We start from the raw sequence: 20,626 nt of genomic DNA, 5'->3' as shown, positions 1-20,626 counted from the left end.
GCCTCTTGAACAGGAAAACGCCCGGTCGAAAGACCGGGCGTTTTTCGTCTCATGGGGGCGGGGTTTCAGATCGGTGTGACGGTATCGCCCAAGCCGACCCAGCCGGGCTCCAGCACCTCCAGGCACCAGCCGCCATGACCACGCATCGCGTTGTAGCCGCCTGCCCCCAAGGCCGCCTCCATGCGCGAACACGGCGCGCAGGGCACCGAAAACCGCAGCACCGCCGTGCCCAAGCGCAGATCGCGATGCCGCGCGGCGGTGAGGTTCACGCCCGAAACGACGATGTTGCGGCGCAGGGCCTCGGGCGATACCGCCCCATGCCCGCTGAGTGCCGCGATGACCGGCAGGTGCTCGGCTTGAATGAGCGTTACCGCCCGCTTGCCGGGCCGGGCATGATCGCCCGCGAGGCCCGAGGCGGTGATCTCCACCCCATCGACGGCAACAAGGCCCGCGCGTCGCGCGGGCCTTGTTCCGATCCAGTCGACCCGGCCGGGTCGTGGAAACCGCGAGGTGAGGCTTGCGACCGTTTCCAGCCTCAGACCTCCTCGACGATCACAAGATCACGCTCGGCCGCGCCCTTGGCAAAGCTCAAGGCCTCTTGGTAGGCCGCCGAGTGGTAGCAGTCATGCGCCGCCTGAAGGCTTGGGAAACGCGCCACGACGTTGCGCGGGCGATCGCGGCCCTCGAGCTGCTCGTAAGCGCCGCCCCGCGCGAGAAAGACGCCGCCGTGATCGGCGATCGCACCAGTCGCCCGCTTGGCGTACTCCATATAGGCCGCCTCGTCGGAGACGCTCACATGGGCGATCCAGAGCGCGCTCATGCCACGCCCTCCACGGCCTGCGCCAGCACGGCCTCGGCCGCCTTGATCGCGGCTTCGGCGTTGTCGGCGCTGGCCGCGCCGCCCTGCGCCATGTCGGCACGGCCACCGCCGCCCTTGCCACCGAGTTCCGCCACCGCCGCGCGCAGCAGATCGACCGCCGAGATCTTGTCCTTGAGGTCATCGGTGACACCCGCCGCCACGGCGGCCTTGCCACCGGCCTCGGCGATGAGCAGCACCGCGCCAGAGCCGATCTGGCCCTTGATCTGGTCGATCAGCGCCGGGAGGTCCTTGCCGGTGACGCCCTTGAGCACCTGGCCCTGGAACTTCACGCCGCCGACCTCGACCGCCTGCGCGCCGGCCCCGCCAGAGCTTCCGCCCATGGCGATGTCGCGGCGCAGCTGCGCCACCTCGTTGGCGAGTGCACGGCGCTCTTCGGCCAGCGCCTTCACGCGCTCGATTACCTCCGATACCGGCGTCTTGAGCACCTGCGCCACTTCCGAGAGGGTCTGGCCCTGCTGCGCGAGATGCTTGAGCGCCTCGCGCCCCGTCAGCGCCTCGATCCGGCGCACGCCCGACGACGACGCGCTGTCGGACAGCAGCACGAAGGCGCCGATGTCGCCGGTCTGGCGCACATGGGTGCCGCCGCACAACTCGATCGAATAGGTCGCTTGATCGGTGCCCTTGCCCGAACCCTCGAGCTTGCCCATCGACACGACGCGCACCTCGTCGCCGTATTTCTCGCCGAACAGCGCCTGCGCGCCCAATTCCCGCGCCTCGTCCGGGGTCATCACCCGCGTCTCGACGGTGGAGTTCTGCCGGATCATGTCGTTGACCTCGTCCTCGATCTTCTCGATCTCGGCAGGGGTCAGCGCGGCGCTGTGGCTGAAGTCAAAGCGCAAACGGTCGTGCGCGTTGAGCGAGCCGCGCTGCGCCACGTGATCACCCAGTGCCGCGCGCAGCGCCTCGTTGAGCAGATGCGTGGCCGAATGGTTGGCGCGAATGCCGGTGCGGCGCGCGTGATCGACCTTGAGTTCGGCGCCCTGACCGCGATCGACATGGCCCTCGGTCACCTCGCCCACATGGACGAAGAGCCCGGCGATGCGACGGCAATCGGAGACGCGCACGAGGCCGGTGTCGGTGCGGATGGTGCCGGTGTCGCCGACCTGACCGCCGCTTTCGGCGTAGAACGGCGTCTGGTTCAGCACGACCTGCACCTTGGTGCCGGCCTCGGCCTTCTCGACCTGATCCGCGCTATCGAGCACGGCGAGGATCTGGCCCTCGGCCTCTTCGGTGTCATAGCCCAGAAATTCGGTCGCGCCGTGCTGATCGGCGAGGTCGTACCAGTGGCTCGCATCGGCCACCTCGCCCGAGCCGGACCATGCGGCGCGCGCCTTGGCCTTCTGCTCGGCCATGGCGGCGTCAAAGCCGCTGGTATCGACCGTGCGGCCCTTTTCGCGCAGCGCGTCCTGCGTGAGGTCGAGCGGGAAGCCGAAGGTGTCATAGAGCTTGAACGCCGCAGCGCCGGGCAGCGCCGCGCCTTCGGGCAGGTTCGAAAGCTCGTCGTCCAGAAGCCGCAGGCCGCGATCGAGCGTCTGGCGGAACCGGGTTTCCTCGGCGCGCAGCGTCTCCTCGATCAGCGCGCGGGCCTGACCCAGCTCGGGGTAGGCCGCCCCCATCTCGTTGACGAGCGCCGGCACCAGCCGGTGCATCAGCGGATCCTGCGCGCCAAGCTGGTGCGCGTGGCGCATGGCGCGGCGCATGATCCGGCGCAGCACGTAGCCGCGGCCCTCGTTCGAGGGCATGACGCCATCGGCGATCAGGAAGGAGGTCGAACGCAGGTGGTCGGCCACCACGCGGTGATGGGTCTTGGCGTCGCCATCGGGGTCGGTCGAGGTGGCATGGGCCGAAGCCTCGATCAGCGACCGCATCAGGTCGGTGTCGTAGTTGTCGTGCTTACCCTGCAAGAGCGCGCCGATCCGCTCCAGCCCCATGCCGGTGTCGATCGACTGCTGCTCGAGATCGCGACGCGTGCCGTCCTCGAACTGCTCGTACTGCATGAAGACGATGTTCCAGATCTCGATGAACCGGTCGCCATCCTCCTCGGGCGAACCCGGAGGGCCGCCCCAGATCGATGGGCCGTGATCGTAGAAGATCTCGGAGCAGGGACCGCAGGGGCCGGTCGGCCCCATCATCCAGAAGTTGTCGGAAGTCGCGATGCGGATGATCCGCTCGTCGGGCAGACCGGCGATCTTCTTCCACAGATCCGCAGCCTCCTCGTCGGTGTGATACACCGTGACGAGCAGCTTGTCGGGGTTGAGGCCGAAGTCCTTGGTCAGCAGCTCCCAGGAATAGCGGATCGCCTCTTCCTTGAAGTAGTCGCCGAAAGAAAAGTTGCCCATCATCTCGAAGAAGGTGTGATGCCGCGCGGTGTAGCCCACGTTATCGAGATCGTTGTGCTTGCCGCCCGCGCGCACGCATTTCTGCGCGGTGGTGGCGCGGGTGTAGTCGCGCGTCTCGACCCCGGTGAACAGGTTCTTGAACTGCACCATGCCTGAGTTCGTGAACATCAAGGTGGGGTCGTTGCGGGGCACCAGAGGCGAGCTGGAGACCACGGCGTGGCCCTGCCGCTTGTAGAAATCCAGAAAGGTGGAGCGGATATCGGCGAGGCTGGTCATGACGTCTCCTTCGGGTCGCGGCGTAGACGTCCTATCCCCGGCCTCGCTGCGCGTAAAGTCCCGCGCGCACCGAGGCCCGTGAACGCCCCGAAACGCAAAGGGCCGGAGCTTGCGCCCCGGCCCGTCAGCACCACGCGATTTTCATGCGGAGCTTGGATCACATGTCGACGAGATCGTCGTCCTCGTCGCTGCTGCCGCCCGCCTCGTCGGACATGGCGAATTCGAGGCCATGCGCGGCGCGGATCTTGTCCTCGATCTCGTTGGCGATCGGGGCGTTCTCCTTGAGGAAGGTCTTGGCGTTCTCGCGCCCCTGCCCGATCCGCTGATCGCCGTAGGAGAACCACGAGCCGGACTTGTCGACCACGCCCGCCTTGACCCCGAGGTCGAGAAGCTCACCGGTCTTGGAAATGCCCTCGCCATACATGATGTCGAACTCGACCTGCTTGAACGGCGGCGCGACCTTGTTCTTTACGACCTTGACGCGGGTGGCGTTGCCCACGACCTCATCGCGGTCCTTGATCGCACCGATGCGGCGGATGTCGAGACGCACGGAGGCGTAGAACTTGAGCGCATTGCCGCCGGTGGTCGTCTCGGGCGAGCCGAACATGACGCCGATCTTCATCCGGATCTGGTTGATGAAGATGACCATGCAGTTCGAGCGCGAGATCGAGCCGGTGAGCTTGCGCATCGCCTGAGACATCAGGCGGGCGTGCACGCCGACCGAGCTGTCGCCCATGTCGCCTTCGAGCTCGCTTTTGGGCGTCAGCGCCGCGACCGAATCGACCACGACCATCGAAACCGCGCCCGAACGGACCAGCGTGTCGACGATCTCGAGCGCCTGCTCGCCGGTGTCGGGCTGCGAGATCAGCAGCTCATCGAGGTTCACCCCGAGCTTCTTGGCGTATTGCGGGTCGAGCGCATGCTCGGCGTCGACAAAGGCGCAGACGCCGCCCTTCTTCTGCTCTTCGGCCACGGCATGCAGCGTCAGCGTCGTCTTGCCCGAGCTTTCGGGGCCGTAGATCTCGATGATCCGACCTTTCGGCAGGCCGCCGATGCCCAGCGCGATGTCGAGGCCGAGCGAGCCCGTGGAGGTTGCCTCGATGTCGGGAAACTTGTTCTCGCCACCGAGCTTCATGATGGAGCCCTTGCCGAACTGCCGTTCGATCTGGGCCAAGGCGCTGTCGAGCGCCTTCTGCCGGTCTGCCGTGCGCTTGTCGCTCATCTGGAGAAGATCTGCCATTGCCATTGTTCGCAATCCTTATCCCACACCCGCCACATGGCGGCAATCATTGCGTCGTTCTTGTCTTGTTCACTACGGTGGATATGAGACCATAAGGGGAACATTGCAAGGGAAACCTGCGATCAGTTTCCCTCGGGTGCGGTTAATGTAAGGTTACCGCGATCACGTCACGGAGAGCTTCATGCTGGTATTCTGGAAAGAGCGCCTGATCCTGCTGGCGGTGCCCAAGACGGGAACCACGGCGCTGGAGGGGGCGCTGGCGCCGCGCGCGCAGTTCGTGCTGCGCGACCCGCCGCAGATCAAGCACGCGCCGCTCTACCGAGCCCGCCGCTTCGTGGTGCCCCTGATCGAAGCGGCCGGGGGCGAAGGCTTCGAGACGGTGGCCGCGGTGCGCGAACCGGTGGATTGGCTCGGCAGCTGGTGGCGCTACCGACAGCGCGACGATCTCGCGGGACATCCCAATTCGACGCGCGGCATCCCCTTCGAGGAGTTCGTCGACCAATACGCGCGCGGCAAGCCCGCGCCTTATGCTTCGGTCGGCAGCCAGGCCCGCTTTGTCGGTTGCGGCGAAGGCAGCATCGGCGTCGATCACCTGTTTCGCTACGAGGCGATGGAAAGTCTCATAGGGTTTCTCGAGGAGCGTCTCGCCACCACGATCGAGCTGCCTCGGCTCAACGTGTCGCCGGAGCACCCGATGGAGCTGCCCGATCACGTCGCCTCCAAGCTGCGGCGCAAGCGTGAGGCTGAATTCGCGGTCTGGGAGGCGGCGCGCGGCTAGGCCGCGATCTCCTCCCCGCCCAGCGCGGCGGCCTTCTCCGGGTCCATGCCGCGTTTGACCGCGCTGTCGCGGACCGCTTCGCGCAGCGCCGAGCTGCGGCGCATCAGCCGCAGGAACCGCGCCTCATCCAGCTCGAGCAGCACCCCGTGGCTGAGCGCGCGCACCTCGGCGCGCCGCCTGCGCGGGCTGAGCAGCGCCAGTTGGCCGAACATCTCGCCCCGACCAAGCCGCACCGTCTGCCCCGCCGTTTCGATCTCGACCGCACCCGAGGCGATGAAGCTGACCGCGCGGGCTGTGGCGTCGCGATGCTGCAACACCTCTCCTGCGGCGACGAACCGTGTCACGAGCGCCTTCGAGAGCCGCTGTCGCACCGCCTCGTCGAGATCGGCAAAGAGCGGGAACTGCTGCACCAGCACCGCCTTTTGCACCGCGAGGTCGAGCTTGGGCCGGGCTTCGGCCTCGCCGCGCTGCGCCTCGAGCTGCGCCAGCAGGGTCGCGTGCAGCTCCGGCCCGATCAGGCCGTCCTCGCGCAGCGCCGCGTATTCGCGCTCTTCGATCCGAAGCGCGGTGCGGCGGATGAAGCGACGCTCCAGCTCCTCGGCATAGCCCGGATATTGCAGCCTGAGACCATCAAGCGCCTGCGCCACCTGCTCGCCCCTGCGACCAATCAGCTCGTGCAGAAGCTCGGCCACGCGGCGCCCATGGATGCGGCGGATGCGGCTGTCGATGAAACCGTCGAGATCGCGCAGCACCAGCCCTTGGGTCAGCAACAGCTCGAACCGGTCGGCGGTGAGCCGCGCCAGTGGCCCCGAGATGTGCAGCCGGTTGTGCAAAAAGGCGGCCAGACGCGTCGGCCCGCCCTGCCCGAGGCTTTCGCGCGCGGCACGCCGATAACCGGTGCGCCCGCCGGTGCGCGTCATCTCGATAAGCCGGTCGGCCTCGGCCAAGGCCCGCTCGGCCTGTCGGTTGGAGATCGCCCGGTCCCGGAACAATTGCAGAACGTGCTCGCGTTCCGCACCTGCCAGCGCGATCAGCCCCAGCGTGATCCGATCACGATCCGAGATCGCCTCGCCCTCCTCGGCCTTGGCCACGGCCTCGTCGAGCCGCTCGGCAAAGCTCTTGGCCTCCGAGCGCACCGTCTCGCGCGTCAGCCCGTAGTTCTCGGCCGCCTCGCTCACCGTCTCACGAACGCTCTGAAGCGCCACGGCGACGACCTGACGGGCCAGCGCCGCGTCGAGGGGCGACAGTTTCTCGAGACCCAGCCGCTTGACCAGCGGGCGCAGGGTGACGCCCTGCACGATCAGGGTGAACAGGGTGAAGCCGGTGGCGAGGATGCCGGTGAGGCGACGCACCTCCTCGGGCACCCGCAGGCTTTCGGTCACGGCGAGCGCCAGCGCCAGCGTGATCGCGCCCCGCAGTCCGCCCCAAAGGATCGCCATGCGGTAAGGCCGCTCCACCGGCGGCGACAGGCGCAGACGGCTCAGGAGCGGCAACAGCCCCCACAGGATCGCCACGCGCCCGCCCAGCGCGGCCAGCGTGACCACGGCGACGAGCGCGAAGTCCATGAGCTGCGCCCCATGCAGGAGCCGCGGGATCAAGAGCGCCGCGAGCAGAAAGATGAAGGCCCCGGCCCAATGCGCCAGAAGATCCCAGACCTCACGCATGTTGATCCAGGACATGGGCGAGAGCCGACCGGGGGCCGCGAGGTTCAGCGTCAGCCCCGCCCCCACCACCGCGATGACGCCCGAGGCGCCGACGAGCTTTTCGGCCACGATGTAGGCCAGGTAAGGCAGCGCCACCGAAACCGAGATCTGCGCCAGCGGAAACCGCCCCAGCCAGCTCATCAGCCGCACGGCAAGCTGCGCCATGATCCAGCCGGTGAGACCGCCCGCGCCCAAAAGCCAGGGGAACTGCGCCAGCGCGGCCCCCAGCTCAGGGTTGGGCACACCGCGCATCACGAAGCCCATGAACAGGCCGAACAGCGCGATGGCGGCGGCGTCGTTGAGCAGGCTCTCGCCCTCGATGATCCGGCTCAGACGGCGCGGGGCCGCGAGGTTGCGAAAGATCGAGACCACGGCCGAAGGATCGGTGGTCGACACGATCGAGCCGATCAGCAGGCAGGCCATCAGCGGCAGCACCCCGGTGAGGAACAGCGCGTAGCCCACCGACAGGGTCGCCACCACCACCGCGACGATGGCAAGCGTCAGGATCGGCACCCAGTCGTCGATCATGCGCCGCAGGTTCACCCCCAGCGTCACCTGAAACAGCAGCGTCGGCAGGAATACGTAGAGGAACACGTTCGAGCGGATCGGCAGGTTCAGGATCGCCTCGGCCACCGGGTTCAAAGCGTCGGTGATCTGGGTGTTGAGAAAGAACGCCGCGCCCGCGCCCGCCAGCAGGCCGACACCCGCGAGGATCACGTTGAACGGCAGCCGCATGCGCGCGGCCAAAGGCTCTCCCAAACCGATCAGCAGGAAGAAGGAGGCGAGGATGACGGTGGCGATGACGATGTCCATGCCACTGCGATACAGCCTTGGCGCGGCGCGGGAAATGGCCAGTGCACCCGGATCGGCGGCGAAACGTCAAAGGCCCACCCGAGCGCTGGCCCCGCTCCGGTCGAACCGGTCTGGAAACCTGACCGCGCGTCTTGCCAGACCGCCCACCCTGAGGCAGTCTCACCCTCGGAACGGCGGCCGGGGAGAGCCGCCGCAACGGGAGGACTTCATGACGATCACCACAATTCTCAAAGGGGCAGCCGCGAGTGCGGCGCTCTTGACCGCGCCGCTGGCCGCCAGCGCGCAGGAATTCATCAACGTGCTCACCGGCGGCACCTCGGGCGTCTATTACCCGCTCGGCGTCGGTCTTTCGAACATCTACGGCGAGAACATCGAAGGCGCGCGCACGCAGGTGCAATCGACCAAGGCCTCGGTCGAGAACATGAACCTGCTGCAGGACGGACGCGGCGAGCTGGCCTTCGCGCTGGGCGACACTGTGGCGATGGCCTGGGAGGGCAACGCCGACGCGGGCTTTACCGCGCCGCTCGACCAGATCCGTGGCATCGCCGCGATCTATCCCAACTTCATCCAGATCGTGGCCTCCGCCGAAAGCGGCATCACCAGCTTCGAAGAGCTCAAGGGCAAGGGCCTTTCGGTCGGCGCACCGGCCTCGGGCACCGAGCTCAACGCCCGTGCCATCTTTGGTGCGATGGACATGAGCTACGACGATCTGGGCAAGACCGAATACCTGCCCTTCGCGGAATCGGTCGAGCTGATCAAGAACCGCCAGCTCGACGGCACGCTGCAGTCGGCGGGCCTTGGCGTCGCCTCGATCCGCGACCTCGCCTCCTCGATCGACATCAACGTGGTGGCGATCCCGGCCGAGACCGCCGAGGCGCTCGGTGCCCCCTACATCGCCGCGACCATCCCGGCGGGCACCTATGACGGTCAGGATGAGGACGTGCCCACCGTGGCCGTGTCGAACTTCCTCGTTACCCATGCGGGCGTGTCGGACGATCTCGCCTACGAGATGACCAAGCTGCTCTACGAGAACCTCGACGCGCTCGAGGCCAACCACATGGCCGCCGCGGACATCAAGCTCGAGAACGCGCTGAACGGCATGCCAATCCCGCTGCATCCGGGCGCGGAGCGCTACTACCGCGAGCAGGGCATGATCGAGTGATCGGCCCGGCCCCCTCGGGGGCCGACCCCGCACCGATTCCATCCTGAGCGCGCCCCGTCCTCCCGCCGGAAGACGGGGCGTTTTGCCCTGACAGACCCGAAGGCCCGCCCCATGACCGCGCATTCAGACCCGCTTACCGATATCCCCGCCGAGGCGGGGGGCCCCGATCACCACATCTCGGCCTTTCCGCCCGGCACGACGGGGCGGCTGCTGTTCTGGATCGCGGTCGCCTTCTCGACCTTCCAGATCGTCACCGCCGCCCATCTCGTGGATCTGCCAAGCCAGGTGACCCGCGCGCTGCACGTGGGCTTTCTGATGCTGATGACCTTCCCGCTCGTGGCCGCCGCACGCGGGCGCGGGACGGGGTGGAAGACCATCGCCTGGGCCTTTGCGGCCGCGGGCGTCGCGGTCGCCCTCTACCAGTGGTGGCAGTACCAACCCCTGATCATGCGCGCCGGTCGGCCTCTGACCATGGATCTCGTGATCGGGGTCATGGCGCTTGTCACCGTCTTTGCCGCCGCTTGGGTGCTGATGGGCCCGGCGCTGCCGATCATCTCGGGCACATTCCTTGCCTATACGATGTTCGGGCAATACCTGCCGCCGCCGCTCATTCACCGCGGCTATGATTTCGAGCAGGTGATCGACCACATGGCCTTCGGAACCGAAGGCATCTACGGCATCCCGATCTACGTCTCTTCGACCTATATCTTCCTGTTCATCCTGTTTGGCGCTTTCCTCGAAAAGGCCGGGATGATCCGGCTCTTCACCGACGTCGCACTCGGGCTGTTCGGCCACCGTCAGGGCGGCGCCGCCAAGGTCGCCGTGGTCTCCTCGGGCCTCATGGGTACGATCTCCGGCTCGGGCGTGGCCAACGTCGTCACCACCGGCCAGTTCACGATCCCTCTCATGAAGCGCTTCGGCTACCGCGCGGCCTTTGCGGGCGGGGTCGAGAGCACCGCTTCGATGGGCGGGCAGATCATGCCCCCCGTGATGGGTGCGGTCGCCTTCATCATGGCCGAGACGCTGGGCGTCGAATACGTCGAGGTGGTCAAGGCCGCCATCGTGCCCGCGGTCCTCTACTTCGTCTCCGCCTTCTGGATGGTGCATCTGGAGGCCGGAAAGCACGGGCTGCGCGGGCTCTCCAAGGCCGAGCTGCCCTCGGCGCTGGGCGCGCTCAAGAAAAACTGGATGCTGATCGTCCCTCTGGGCATCCTCATCTACCTGCTGTTCACCGGCTATACGCCGCTCTTCGCGGGCACCGTCGGCCTTGGCCTTACCGTGCTGCTGATCCTGGGCGGCTCCATCGCGCTGGGCCTGCCCAGCGCCGTGCTGCGCGGCATCGTCTGGGTGGGGCTGGGCCTCATCGCCGCGGCATTCCTGCAATGGGGCATCGAGGTACTGGTCGCCGCGATCGTGGCTCTTGTCGTCGCCTGCGCCTTCTTCAAGGGCGGACGCGAGACGCTGATCCTGTGCCGCGACAGCCTCGCCGACGGCGCGCGCACCGCGCTTCCCGTGGGTGTGGCCTGCGCGCTGGTGGGCGTGATCATCGGCGCGATGACCCTGACGGGGGCGGCCAACACCTTTGGGCAGTTCATCGTCGCCGTGGGTCAGAACAACCTGTTCCTGAGCCTCGTTCTCACGATGATCACCTGCCTGCTGCTGGGTATGGGCATCCCGACCATCCCCAACTACATCATCACCTCCTCGATCGCGGGACCGGCGCTGCTGGCGCTGGGCGTGCCCCTGATCGTCAGCCACATGTTCGTGTTCTACTTCGGCATTCTCGCGGACCTCACACCCCCTGTGGCGCTGGCCTGCTTTGCCGCGGCTCCCATCGCCAAGGAAAGCGGGCTCAAGATCTCGATCGAGGCGATCAAGGTTGCGGCGGCGGGCTTCGTGATCCCCTTCATGGCGGTCTACTCTCCGGCGCTGATGCTGCAGCCCGGCGGGCCGCTGGCCGAGGCGATCGGTTACTGGCCCGCCGTGGGCTGGATCATCCTCAAATCGCTTCTCGCCATCGGTCTGTGGGGGGCTGCCGTGATCGGTTGGGTTGGACGACCCCTGCCCGCATGGCTGCGCACCCTCGCCATGATCGCGGCCTTCACGCTAGTTGCCGCATGGCCCGTCACCGACTGGATCGGTCTCGGACTTGCCCTGCTCACCGCCCTGCTGATCCGCCGCCGTCCCGTCGCGGCCCCCGCATGAGCGCCTGCCTGATGATTGGCGCCACGGCGCTGAGCCTCGCCACCGGGGTTTTCGACCTCAGCTGGACCCATTCGGTCGAAAAGGTCGAATGGCGCGAGCGCTGGCGCGTCGAAGGCGGCGCGCTGCACCTCACCCGGGCCTGGGTGCGCGGCTCGGGCGCGGGGATGGAGCCGGGCCCGGAGGCCAGCCTCGAAGACGACTGGTGGGTCTGGGCGCCTAGGCTGACCATCCCCGCGCTCGACCTCGCGGCGTCCGGCGCGACGGGTGCGGGATGGACGCTTTGCGCCGATGGGCAGTGTCGCGAAATTGGCACGGCCCCCGGCGAAGCCCTGCACCTCACGCCCTGTTGAGGGACCCTGACCGCGAAACATGGGTTGAATTGGCGAAAGGTCGCCCATGCGGTGCCGCTTTCTTGCCCGGCTGCGAACGCCTTGCACGTGCAGGCTTGAAGAATCGCAACCGCCGGAGTGAAGCAGCGCCCGAGAGGCGGCTTTGTGAAGGCCGCAGACAAGGAACGCGACATGCCAAGCAATATCCCGTCCAAGGACGCACCCGCACAACCGCGCCAAGGCGCTCAGCAATCTCCGTCGAAGCCGATCTTCCGCGATTTCGCGGCGATCTGAGCCGCGCCCTTTCGCGCTCAGGCGCGGCGGGCTAGAACACGTCGGACTGCCTCCCTGACGGAGTTACCCGATGCGTTATACCCGCCGCGCCGCCCTCGCGGGCCTTTTGGCCCTCGCCGCCTGCGGACGACGCCAGCCGTCGCCCCCCGATCTCTATCCAAACGAGTCGCCGCAGATCCGGCGGCTCATCAATGCCTATGCGGATGCCTACAAGGTGCCGCGCGATCTCGTGCACCGGGTGGTGCAGCGCGAAAGCTCCTACAACCCGCGCGCGCGCAACGGCTCCTACTATGGGCTGATGCAGATCAGCCCGGAGACGGCCCGCACCATGGGCCATCGTGGCAACCCGTCCGATCTTCTCGATGCCGAAACCAATCTGCGCTACGCCGTGCGCTACCTGCGCGGGGCGTGGATCGTGTCGAACGGCAATCGTGACAAGGCGGTGCAATGGTATAGCCGGGGCTATTACTACGAGGCGCGCAACCGCTGCCTTCTGGTCGAGACCGGCCTGCGCGACAGCGAAGTGAAGTGTTGAGCCGGTGAGCGTCAACGACCCCGAGCGCCTGCGCGAGATCGTCGCCGAGATCTGCGATCACATGGCGCAGCAGACGGATCGCGGCACAGTGGCCGACTATATCCCCGAGCTGGCCCGCGTCGATCCCGCCCGATTTGCCCTGACGCTCGTGACCGCCGAGGGCGAGGTGATCGCAGGCGGCGACGCCGATACACGGTTCTCCATTCAGAGCGTCTCCAAGGTCTTTGCCCTCGCCGTGGCGCTGGGCCGCATCGGCGATGCGCTATGGACCCGCGTGGGCCGTGAGCCGTCAGGTGATCCGTTCAACTCTATCGTGCAGCTCGAACACGAGCGCGGCATCCCGCGCAACCCGTTCATCAACGCGGGCGCCATCGCCGTGACTGACGCGATCCTCGCACGCTCCGAGCCGCGCGAGGCGCTGGGCCAGATCCTGCAATTCGTGCGCTACCTCGCGGGCGACGACGACATCGCCATCGACCCGGCGGTCGCCAAGTCCGAGACCGCCACGGGCTGGCGCAACGCAGCACTGGCCAACTTCATGCGCGGCTTCGGCACGATAGAGAGGCATCCTGACAAGACGCTCGGCACCTATTTTCACCAATGCGCTATCGCGATGACTACAAGCCAACTGGCCCATGCGGGGCGGTTTCTGGCCTTCGACGGCGCGCTGTCTCCGGGCGGGTCTCGCGCCATCGCGCCGCGCATGGCGCGCCAGATCAATGCGCTGATGCTGACCTGCGGTCATTACGACGGCTCGGGCGAATTCGCCTTTCGCGTCGGCCTGCCGGGCAAGAGCGGCGTCGGCGGCGGCATCCTCGCCGTGGCGCCGGGGCGCGCCTCGATCGGGGCGTGGTCGCCGGGTCTCAACGCGGTGGGCAACTCGCACCTTGCCTCGATGGCGCTGGAGATGCTGGCCGATCGCACCGGCTGGTCTGTCTTCGCACCGAAATAAGAGAGCAATCGGTGGCCGACGGACGCTGTCGGTTCGTTTTCGGCCCATGTTGGCCGCGTGTGGTGTCAGGATGAAACCCTTGCGAGGCAACGTTCGGATCGATCGGGGCATGATGGCACAGGCCTCTATCCTGTCCATCCTGCCTCGGTCTATCTTGGGCCATGCTCATTCGCCCGGAAGAACCAAGTGATGTGGACAGGCTACGCAGCCTTACGGCTGCTGCCTTTGAGCCGATGCGGTTCAGCGATGGCTCCGAGGCGGAGGCATTGGACAGGCTGCGACGAGACGGCGATCTGACACTTTCTCTGGTGGCGCATGACGATCACGACATCGTTGGGCACATCGCGTTCTCCCCTGCCACGATCGGGTCCGAAAGCGAAGGCTGGTTCGGGGTCGGTCCGGTTTCCGTCACGCCCCGCCGCCAACGGATGGGCATCGGCACGGCCCTGATGAAAGAGGGTCTGAAAAGGCTTCGGGCCCAAGGTGCCAACGGATGCGTGCTGACGGGTGACCCGGCTTATTACGGGCGCTTCGGCTTCGTTGCCGATGGCGCGGTGACCTACCAGCGCACCCCTGCAAAGCACATCCAATGGCTGGCCTTCCAAGGTACCCGGCCACGCGGCGAGTTAAGATTCAGCGACGGCCTTCAGGACTAGCTTCTTCTCTCAGGTAAGGGCTCACTGGATGCGATAGGTCGGGAAGCGGACATCGAAACGCGAGCGGCGCGGTCGTGTTTGATCCGTTGCATGGACCGACGCGCCTTGCCCGGCCCACGAACGAAAAAGGGCCCGCGCGATGGCGGGCCCTTGGGTCGCTACGAAGCGTGGCGGCTTCAGCCGACCAGTTCGAGGCCCGAGAAGAAGAAGGCGATCTCTTCGGCGGCGGCGTCGGGGGCGTCCGAGCCGTGCACGGAGTTCTCGCCGACCGACTCGGCGAACTCGGCACGGATGGTGCCGGGAGCGGCGTCGGCGGGGTTGGTCGCGCCCATGACTTCACGGTTCTTGGCGATTGCGCCCTCGCCTTCGAGCACCTGAACGACGACCGGGCCGGAAGCCATGAATTCGGTCAGCTCGCCGAAGAAGGGGCGCTCGGCGTGCACGGCATAGAACTTGCCGGCCTGCTCCTGGGTGAGCTGGATGCGCTTGGAGGCGACGATGCGCAGGCCCGCCTCTTCGAACTTGGCGGCGATCTTGCCGGTCAGGTTGCGCTTGGTGGCGTCGGGCTTGATGATCGAGAGCGTGCGTTCGGTGGCCATGATGTCCCTCATTTGAACAGGTTGCAGCAGGGACCACGCGGCGCGGTCCCGGTCGGGCTGCGCCCTAGCACGGGGGCCGCGTCCTGAAAAGGCGCGACATCGCGCCATCTGCGGCAGGGGTCGTCGCGGGCAGCACCGAACCGGCGATCCCGGGCCTGCCCCGGACCCCGGCGGCGCGCCGCCCGTTGACGCGCGCCTCGGCTTCGGGCAAGGCGCTGCCATGTTGCGCATCACAGACATCTCATATTCCGTCGAGGGCCGACCGCTCCTCGAACACACCTCCGCCGTGATCCCGGCCGGCCACAAGGTCGGCGTCGTGGGTCGCAACGGCACGGGCAAATCCACGCTGTTCAAGCTGATCCGCGGCGAGCTCACGCTCGACACCGGCGAGATCGAGCTGCCGCGCGGCGCCCGGATCGGCGGCGTCGCCCAGGAGGTCCCCGGCAACGAGGTGTCGTTGATCGACACCGTGCTGGCCGCCGACACCGAGCGCGCGGCGCTTTTGGCCGAAGAAACCACCGATCCCGGCCGGATCGCCGAGGTGCAGATGCGGCTTGCCGATATCGACGCCTGGTCGGCCGAGGCCCGCGCCGCCACGATCCTCAAGGGTCTGGGCTTTACCCATGAAGAGCAGCTCATGCCCTGCTCCGCCTTCTCGGGTGGCTGGCGTATGCGCGTGGCGCTCGCCGCCGTGCTCTTTGCCGAGCCGGACCTGCTGCTGCTCGACGAGCCGACCAACTATCTCGACCTCGAAGGCGCGCTCTGGCTCGAAAGCTACCTCGTGAAGTACCCGCACACGGTGCTGATCGTGAGCCACGACCGCGAGCTTCTGAACCGCTCGGTCGGGGGCATCCTGCATCTGGAAAACCGCACGCTGACCTATTGGTCGGGCAACTACGACCAATTCGCCAAAAGCCGCGCCGCCCAACGCGCGGTGCTGGTCGCGGCCTCTAAGAAGCAGGACGCGCAGCGCGCGCACCTGCAAAGCTTCGTCGACCGCTTCAAGGCCAAGGCCTCGAAGGCCAAGCAGGCCCAGAGCCGGGTCAAGATGCTCGAAAAGATGGAGACGATCCGCGTACCCGAGGATGCGGCGCGCACCGTCTTCACCTTCCCCGAGCCCGAAGAGCTGTCGCCCCCCATCATCGCGACCGAGGATGTCTCGGTCGGCTATGACGGCAAGATCGTGCTGTCGAAGCTCGACCTGCGCATCGATCAGGACGACCGCATCGCGCTCCTGGGTCGCAACGGCGAAGGCAAGTCGACGCTCTCGAAACTGCTGTCGGACCGGCTTGCGCCGATGGGCGGCAAGATCATCCGCTCGAACAAGCTGCGTATCGGCTTCTTCGCGCAGCATCAGGTCGACGAGCTTCGGGTCGAAGAGACGCCGATCCAGCACATCCAGCGCGCCCTGCCTGACGTGATGCCGCCCAAGCTGCGCGCGCGCCTCGCAGGCTTCGGCCTTGGCGCGGCGCAAGCCGACACCGAGGTGGGCCGCCTCTCGGGCGGTCAGAAAGCGCGGCTTTCGCTCCTGCTCGCCACCATCGACGCGCCGCATCTGCTGATCCTTGACGAGCCGACCAACCACCTCGACATCGAAAGCCGCGAGGCGCTGGTCGAGGCGCTCACCGCCTATTCGGGCGCGGTGATCCTGGTCAGCCACGACATGCACCTTTTGTCGATGGTCGCCGATCGGCTCTGGCTGGTGAAGGACGGGCGCGTCTCGGCTTACGACGAAGACCTGCCGACCTATCGCAAGATGCTTCTCACCGGCGACAAGCCCGCCGACAAGCCCAAGGTCGAAAAGCCCAAGGCCGAGAAGCCGTCGCGCGAGGCGATCCTCTCGCTTAAATCCGAAGCCCGCAAGGCCGAGGAGCGGGTCAAGAAGATCAACGACATGCGCGACAAGCTCGCCAAGAAGCTGGCCGATCCCGCGCTTTACGAGGACACCCGCAAGGGCGAACTCGAGACTTGGAACAAGAAATACGCCGAAGTCATGGAGGCGCTCGGCCGGGCCGAGGCGCTGTGGATGGCCGCGCTCGAAAAGCTCGAGCAGGCCGAGGCCGCATGATCCGCGACTATCGCCCCGCGGACTGGCCGGCAGTGTGGGATATCCTGCGCCCGATCATCCGCGCGGGCGAGACCTACTGCCTGCCGCCCGACATGGACGAGGCCGCCGCACGCGAAATGTGGATCGGCCCGCCGACCCAGCGCGTCAGCCTCGCCGAGATCGACGGGCGCATCCTCGGCACCGGCCATATGGGTCCCAACCGCCCCGGCCCCGGCGCGCATGTGGCCAACGCCAGCTACATGGTGGCGGCTGAGGCGCAGGGCCGCGGCGTCGGCCGCGCTTTGGTGTGCGATTCCCTGGCCTGGGTGGCGCGGCAGGGCTTTGCCGGGCTGCAGTTCAACGCCGTGGCCGAGACCAACCGCGGCGCGATCCGGCTCTACCACGATCTGGGCTTCGAAATCTTGGGCACCGTGCCGGGCGGCTTCGCGCATCCGGCCGAGGGCCGGGTCGGACTGCACATCATGTATCGACCCGCCACCGCCGACGATGCGAGGATCGCGCCATGATCGACATCGCCACCCTCATCACCGCCTTCACCACCCTGTTCGTGATCGTCGATCCGATCGGCCTCGCACCGCTCTTCGTGGCGATGACGGCGGGCATGACGGCGACGCAGCGGCGCAAGGTCGCGGCACGGGCGCTGCTGACCTCGGCGGGGCTGATGCTGCTGTTTTTGCTGCTGGGCGACGCGGTGCTGCGCTTCATCGGCATCTCGGTCCCAGCCTTTCGCATCGCGGGCGGCGTATTGTTGTTCCTCACCGCGCTCGACATGCTGTTCGAACGCCGTCAGGCGCGGCGGCGCGACAATGCCGAGGAAGCGGTCGAGGCCGAGCCTGACCAGGACCCGTCGATCTTTCCGCTGGCGCTGCCGCTGATCGTCGGGCCGGGCGCGATCACCACGCTGATCCTGCTCACCGCCGAGGCAAGCCCCGCGGGCTATGCGGCGATCTACGGCGTGGCGCTGGCGGTGCTGGCCACCGTCTGGATCGCCTTTGCGCTCGCCGGGCCGCTGGCGCGGGTGATGGGGCCGGTGGGGCTCAACGTCATTACACGGGTGCTCGGCATGCTGCTCGCGGCGCTGGCGGTGCAGTTCATCATCGACGGTCTGCACGGTTCCGGCTTCGGCCTGCCTTTCCCCGGCGCGAATTGACACCATATTAAGGGCATGAGCCCAGACAACCTTGCCAGCCTCGCCTATCTCGGACTTCTCGGTGCCGCCGTCGCCGGGTGGTTCATCGTGCAAAACCGCGACCGGCTGGGTCAGGTCGCCCAACAGGCGGCGCTCTGGGCGCTGATCTTCATTGGTGTCATCGCCGCCGCCGGGCTCTGGTCGGACATCCGCGACGACGTGGTGCCCCGCCAGACCATGATCGGCGCCCAAGGCATCGAGGTGCCGCTGGCGCGCGACGGGCATTACTACCTCACGCTCGACATCAACGGCGCGCCGGTCGATTTCGTGGTCGATACCGGAGCCACCGACATGGTGTTGGGCCGCGAGGACGCGCGCCGCGCCGGGATCGACCCCGAGGAGTTGCACTACCTCGGCTCCGCCGTCACCGCCAACGGTACCGTGCGCACCGCGCGGGTCACGCTCGACAGCGTCGCCTTGGGGCAAATCGAGGATACGGGACTGAGCGCCGTCGTCACTGACGGCGATCTTGCCGGATCGCTTCTCGGCATGGGCTACCTGCGCCTCTTCGGCCGCATCGAGATCGAGGGCGGCAAGCTGATGCTGACGCGCTGAGCTGGCTACTTTACTCTTCAAATACTCATGACCCGGCCCGCCTCGGGCGTCAGCCCTCGGCCTTCTTGGTCCAGCGCCCGTCCTGCTGTGCCCAGTACTGTGCCGAACACCCCGCCCCGGTGAGCCGCTTCCACTGCCCCCGTGCCGCCTGCACCGCCGCCTCGTCAAAGCCGTCGAACAGGATGCAGACCCGCTCGGCGGCCTGCACCTCCTGCGGATCTGCCTCGGCGCCGTCGAGGCAGATCACGCAAGGCACGCCCGGCGCCGTCTCGCCCTCGGCTGTGAGCAGGATCGGCTGCGCCGCGTCCTGCGGCCCACCGGCCCGGCCATGCGCGAGAAAGCTCTCGGGCGGGCCCATGCGCCACAGCGCGGCGTCGAGCCGGTCCATGGCGCGCGCGGCGCGGCCCCGGATCTCCACGCGCCAGCCCTGCTTGCCCGCAAGCTTGAGAAGCTGCGGCAGCAGCTCCTCGGCCGGACCGTCGGTCAGGTGGTAGAAAAAGGCCGCGCCCATCGCTCTCAGCCCTCGTAGCGGTCGGCCACGAGACGGTTAAGCGCCATGACGCCCCAGCCCGTCGCCCCCTTGGGGGCCAGAGCCGACTCGGACTTCAGCGACGCGGTGCCCGCGATGTCGAGGTGGATCCAGGGCGTGCCGTCCTGCACGAAGCGCTTGAGGAACTGCGCCGCCGTGATCGAGCCGCCCTCGCGGCCGGTGCCGACGTTGCGCACATCCGCGATCCGGCTCTTGAGCGTCTTGTCGTAGGCGTCGCCCATCGGCAGCCGCCAGGCCCCCTCGCCCTCGCCTTCGGCGGCGGCGAGGAACGCCTCGGCAAAGCCGTCCTCGTTCGAGAACACGCCCGCGTTCTCATGGCCCAGCGCCACGATGATCGCGCCGGTGAGCGTGGCGAGGTCGATCATGCCCGAGGGCTTGAACCGCTCTTGCGCGTACCACATCACATCGGCCAGAACGAGGCGGCCCTCGGCGTCGGTGTTGATCACCTCGATGGTGTCGCCCTTCATGGAACGCACCACGTCTCCGGGGCGGGTCGCATTGCCCGAGGGCATATTCTCGACCAGCCCGACGAGGCCCACGACGTTGGCCTTCGCCCGTCGCAACGCCAGCGCGCGCATCGTGCCCGCGACGGTGCCGGCACCGCCCATGTCCATGGTCATGTCCTCCATGCCGCCCGCGGGCTTGAGCGAAATGCCACCGGTGTCGAACACCACGCCCTTGCCCACAAGCGCCAAGGGCGCTTCATCGCCACCACCCTGCCAGCGCATGACGACGACCTTGGACGGGCTGTCCGAGCCCTGGCCCACGGCCAGCAGCGCGCCCATGCCAAGACGCTTGAGTTCATCTTCTTCGAGGATCTCGACCTCGAGCCCCAGCTCCTGCATCGCCGCGAGACGCGCGGCAAAGTCATCGGTGGTGAGCACGTTGGCAGGCTCGTTCACGAGGTCACGGGTGAAGGCCACACCTTCGGCGATCGCGGCCATCGGCCCGGCGACCCGCGCCAGCGCCTCGGAATCTTCGGACATCACGCGCACGCGGCCCTCGGGCTCTTCGGTCTCGTCGGCCTTCTGGTGGGCGTCAAAGCGGTAGGCGCGCAGCGCCAGCCCCAATGCAACCTCTTCGGCGTGGCGCAGGCCGCTGGCCAGCACAGTGAGATCGCCGCGCCCGGCGCTCTTGGCGATGGCACCCCCGGCGCGGCGCATCGCCAGCCGGTCGGCCTCGACATCGTGCCGAACCGCGAGCACGGCCGCGGCAGCAAGACCCGCGGGCACCGCGATCTCGACCACCTCGCCGGGACGGGCCCGGCCCCAGCGATGACCCGAGGCCAGCCGCGACAGCGCCCCGCCCATCACCTCGTCGAGGTCGCGCGCGACATCGCTGTCAGGACCGTCGTGGCCGAGAAACACGGCGATGCGGCCAGCCTCCTCGGTCAGCGCCTGCGCGTCATGGGGAAGGAAATCGATGCGAGGGGTGCGGGACATGCCGGCTCCTTGGGGGTCGTTGGCTTTGGCGGCGGAGCCTAGCCGCCGCGCGCCTGCTTGG

The 20,626-nt window shown here is 67.5% G+C and carries 19 protein-coding genes; 11 read left to right on the top strand and 8 right to left on the bottom strand.

Annotated features, from left to right (window positions below; translation table 11 throughout):
* Window positions 1–65: 65 nt before the first annotated feature.
* The 4 genes from AADJ02_RS14105 to recA form a co-directional block, all read right to left on the bottom strand.
* Window positions 66–428, bottom strand: coding sequence for an MOSC domain-containing protein (locus AADJ02_RS14105; protein ID WP_341213654.1), 363 nt, complete (start codon window positions 426–428; stop codon window positions 66–68).
* A gap of 107 nt (window positions 429–535) precedes the next feature.
* Window positions 536–820, bottom strand: coding sequence for a DUF1330 domain-containing protein (locus tag AADJ02_RS14100; RefSeq protein WP_341213653.1), 285 nt, complete (start codon window positions 818–820; stop codon window positions 536–538).
* Complete coding sequence (gene alaS / locus AADJ02_RS14095) at window positions 817–3,495, bottom strand: alanine--tRNA ligase (protein ID WP_341213652.1); 2,679 nt, start codon at window positions 3,493–3,495, stop codon at window positions 817–819. Before alaS ends, AADJ02_RS14100 begins: the two co-directional genes overlap by 4 nt.
* Window positions 3,496–3,652: 157 nt before the next feature.
* On the bottom strand, window positions 3,653–4,741 hold the full coding sequence (gene recA, locus AADJ02_RS14090; RefSeq protein ID WP_341213651.1) for a recombinase RecA: 1,089 nt from the start codon (window positions 4,739–4,741) through the stop codon (window positions 3,653–3,655).
* A gap of 175 nt (window positions 4,742–4,916) precedes the next feature.
* Between recA and AADJ02_RS14085 the strand changes: the two genes are divergently transcribed.
* Entirely contained in the window at window positions 4,917–5,513 is a 597-nt protein-coding gene (locus AADJ02_RS14085) for a gamma-glutamyl kinase (RefSeq protein ID WP_341213650.1), read from the top strand.
* Here the strand turns inward: AADJ02_RS14085 and AADJ02_RS14080 are convergent.
* Window positions 5,510–8,029, bottom strand: coding sequence for a cation:proton antiporter (locus AADJ02_RS14080; RefSeq protein ID WP_341213649.1), 2,520 nt, complete (start codon window positions 8,027–8,029; stop codon window positions 5,510–5,512). The two genes, AADJ02_RS14085 and AADJ02_RS14080, sit on opposite strands and share 4 nt — an antisense overlap.
* A gap of 208 nt (window positions 8,030–8,237) precedes the next feature.
* Between AADJ02_RS14080 and AADJ02_RS14075 the strand changes: the two genes are divergently transcribed.
* From AADJ02_RS14075 to AADJ02_RS14050, 6 genes are all read left to right on the top strand, one after another.
* Window positions 8,238–9,191, top strand: coding sequence for a TAXI family TRAP transporter solute-binding subunit (locus AADJ02_RS14075; RefSeq protein WP_341213648.1), 954 nt, complete (start codon window positions 8,238–8,240; stop codon window positions 9,189–9,191).
* A gap of 111 nt (window positions 9,192–9,302) precedes the next feature.
* A complete protein-coding gene (locus tag AADJ02_RS14070) occupies window positions 9,303–11,396 on the top strand; it encodes a TRAP transporter permease (RefSeq protein WP_341213647.1) in 2,094 nt (697 codons plus the stop codon).
* Entirely contained in the window at window positions 11,393–11,746 is a 354-nt protein-coding gene (locus AADJ02_RS14065; protein WP_341213646.1) for a DUF1850 domain-containing protein, read from the top strand. Before AADJ02_RS14070 ends, AADJ02_RS14065 begins: the two co-directional genes overlap by 4 nt.
* A gap of 343 nt (window positions 11,747–12,089) precedes the next feature.
* Window positions 12,090–12,554 carry a lytic transglycosylase domain-containing protein gene (locus AADJ02_RS14060; RefSeq protein ID WP_341213645.1) on the top strand — a complete coding sequence of 155 codons (465 nt, stop codon included), beginning with the start codon at window positions 12,090–12,092 and terminating at the stop codon, window positions 12,552–12,554.
* Between the two features lie 4 nt (window positions 12,555–12,558).
* Entirely contained in the window at window positions 12,559–13,506 is a 948-nt protein-coding gene (locus tag AADJ02_RS14055) for a glutaminase (RefSeq protein ID WP_341213644.1), read from the top strand.
* 161 nt (window positions 13,507–13,667) lie between these two features.
* Window positions 13,668–14,162, top strand: coding sequence for an N-acetyltransferase (locus tag AADJ02_RS14050; RefSeq protein WP_341213643.1), 495 nt, complete (start codon window positions 13,668–13,670; stop codon window positions 14,160–14,162).
* Window positions 14,163–14,338: 176 nt separating this feature from the next.
* Here the strand turns inward: AADJ02_RS14050 and ndk are convergent, their stop codons facing one another.
* Window positions 14,339–14,761, bottom strand: a complete 423-nt coding sequence (gene ndk, locus AADJ02_RS14045) for a nucleoside-diphosphate kinase (protein WP_341213642.1) — start codon at window positions 14,759–14,761, stop codon at window positions 14,339–14,341.
* Between the two features lie 220 nt (window positions 14,762–14,981).
* Here ndk and AADJ02_RS14040 point away from each other — a divergent pair, with 220 nt between their 5' ends.
* The 4 genes from AADJ02_RS14040 to AADJ02_RS14025 are packed head-to-tail and all read left to right on the top strand — an operon-like array spanning window position 14,982 to window position 18,573.
* Window positions 14,982–16,829, top strand: coding sequence for an ABC-F family ATP-binding cassette domain-containing protein (locus tag AADJ02_RS14040; protein ID WP_341213641.1), 1,848 nt, complete (start codon window positions 14,982–14,984; stop codon window positions 16,827–16,829).
* Window positions 16,826–17,335: a GNAT family N-acetyltransferase gene (locus AADJ02_RS14035; RefSeq protein WP_341213640.1), complete on the top strand. Its 510-nt coding sequence runs from the start codon at window positions 16,826–16,828 to the stop codon at window positions 17,333–17,335. Before AADJ02_RS14040 ends, AADJ02_RS14035 begins: the two co-directional genes overlap by 4 nt.
* The gene (locus AADJ02_RS14030) at window positions 17,332–17,979 is read left to right on the top strand and encodes a MarC family protein (protein ID WP_341213639.1); all 648 of its coding nucleotides are present in this window, start codon (window positions 17,332–17,334) and stop codon (window positions 17,977–17,979) included. Before AADJ02_RS14035 ends, AADJ02_RS14030 begins: the two co-directional genes overlap by 4 nt.
* 15 nt (window positions 17,980–17,994) lie before the next feature.
* Window positions 17,995–18,573: a TIGR02281 family clan AA aspartic protease gene (locus tag AADJ02_RS14025; RefSeq protein WP_341213638.1), complete on the top strand. Its 579-nt coding sequence runs from the start codon at window positions 17,995–17,997 to the stop codon at window positions 18,571–18,573.
* 49 nt (window positions 18,574–18,622) lie between these two features.
* Here AADJ02_RS14025 and AADJ02_RS14020 read toward each other — a convergent pair whose 3' ends face one another.
* Window positions 18,623–19,084, bottom strand: coding sequence for a DNA polymerase III subunit chi (locus AADJ02_RS14020; protein WP_341213637.1), 462 nt, complete (start codon window positions 19,082–19,084; stop codon window positions 18,623–18,625).
* A 5-nt stretch (window positions 19,085–19,089) separates the two neighbouring features.
* Window positions 19,090–20,565 carry a leucyl aminopeptidase gene (locus AADJ02_RS14015; RefSeq protein WP_341213636.1) on the bottom strand — a complete coding sequence of 492 codons (1,476 nt, stop codon included), beginning with the start codon at window positions 20,563–20,565 and terminating at the stop codon, window positions 19,090–19,092.
* Between the last annotated feature and the right edge of the window lie 61 nt (window positions 20,566–20,626).

Origin of the sequence: uncultured Limimaricola sp. (genome assembly GCF_964022235.1) — a bacterium.
Classification (GTDB): domain Bacteria; phylum Pseudomonadota; class Alphaproteobacteria; order Rhodobacterales; family Rhodobacteraceae; genus Limimaricola.
Note: the sequence above shows the minus strand (reverse complement) of the source record. Positions and strands in the feature narration are given on the sequence as shown.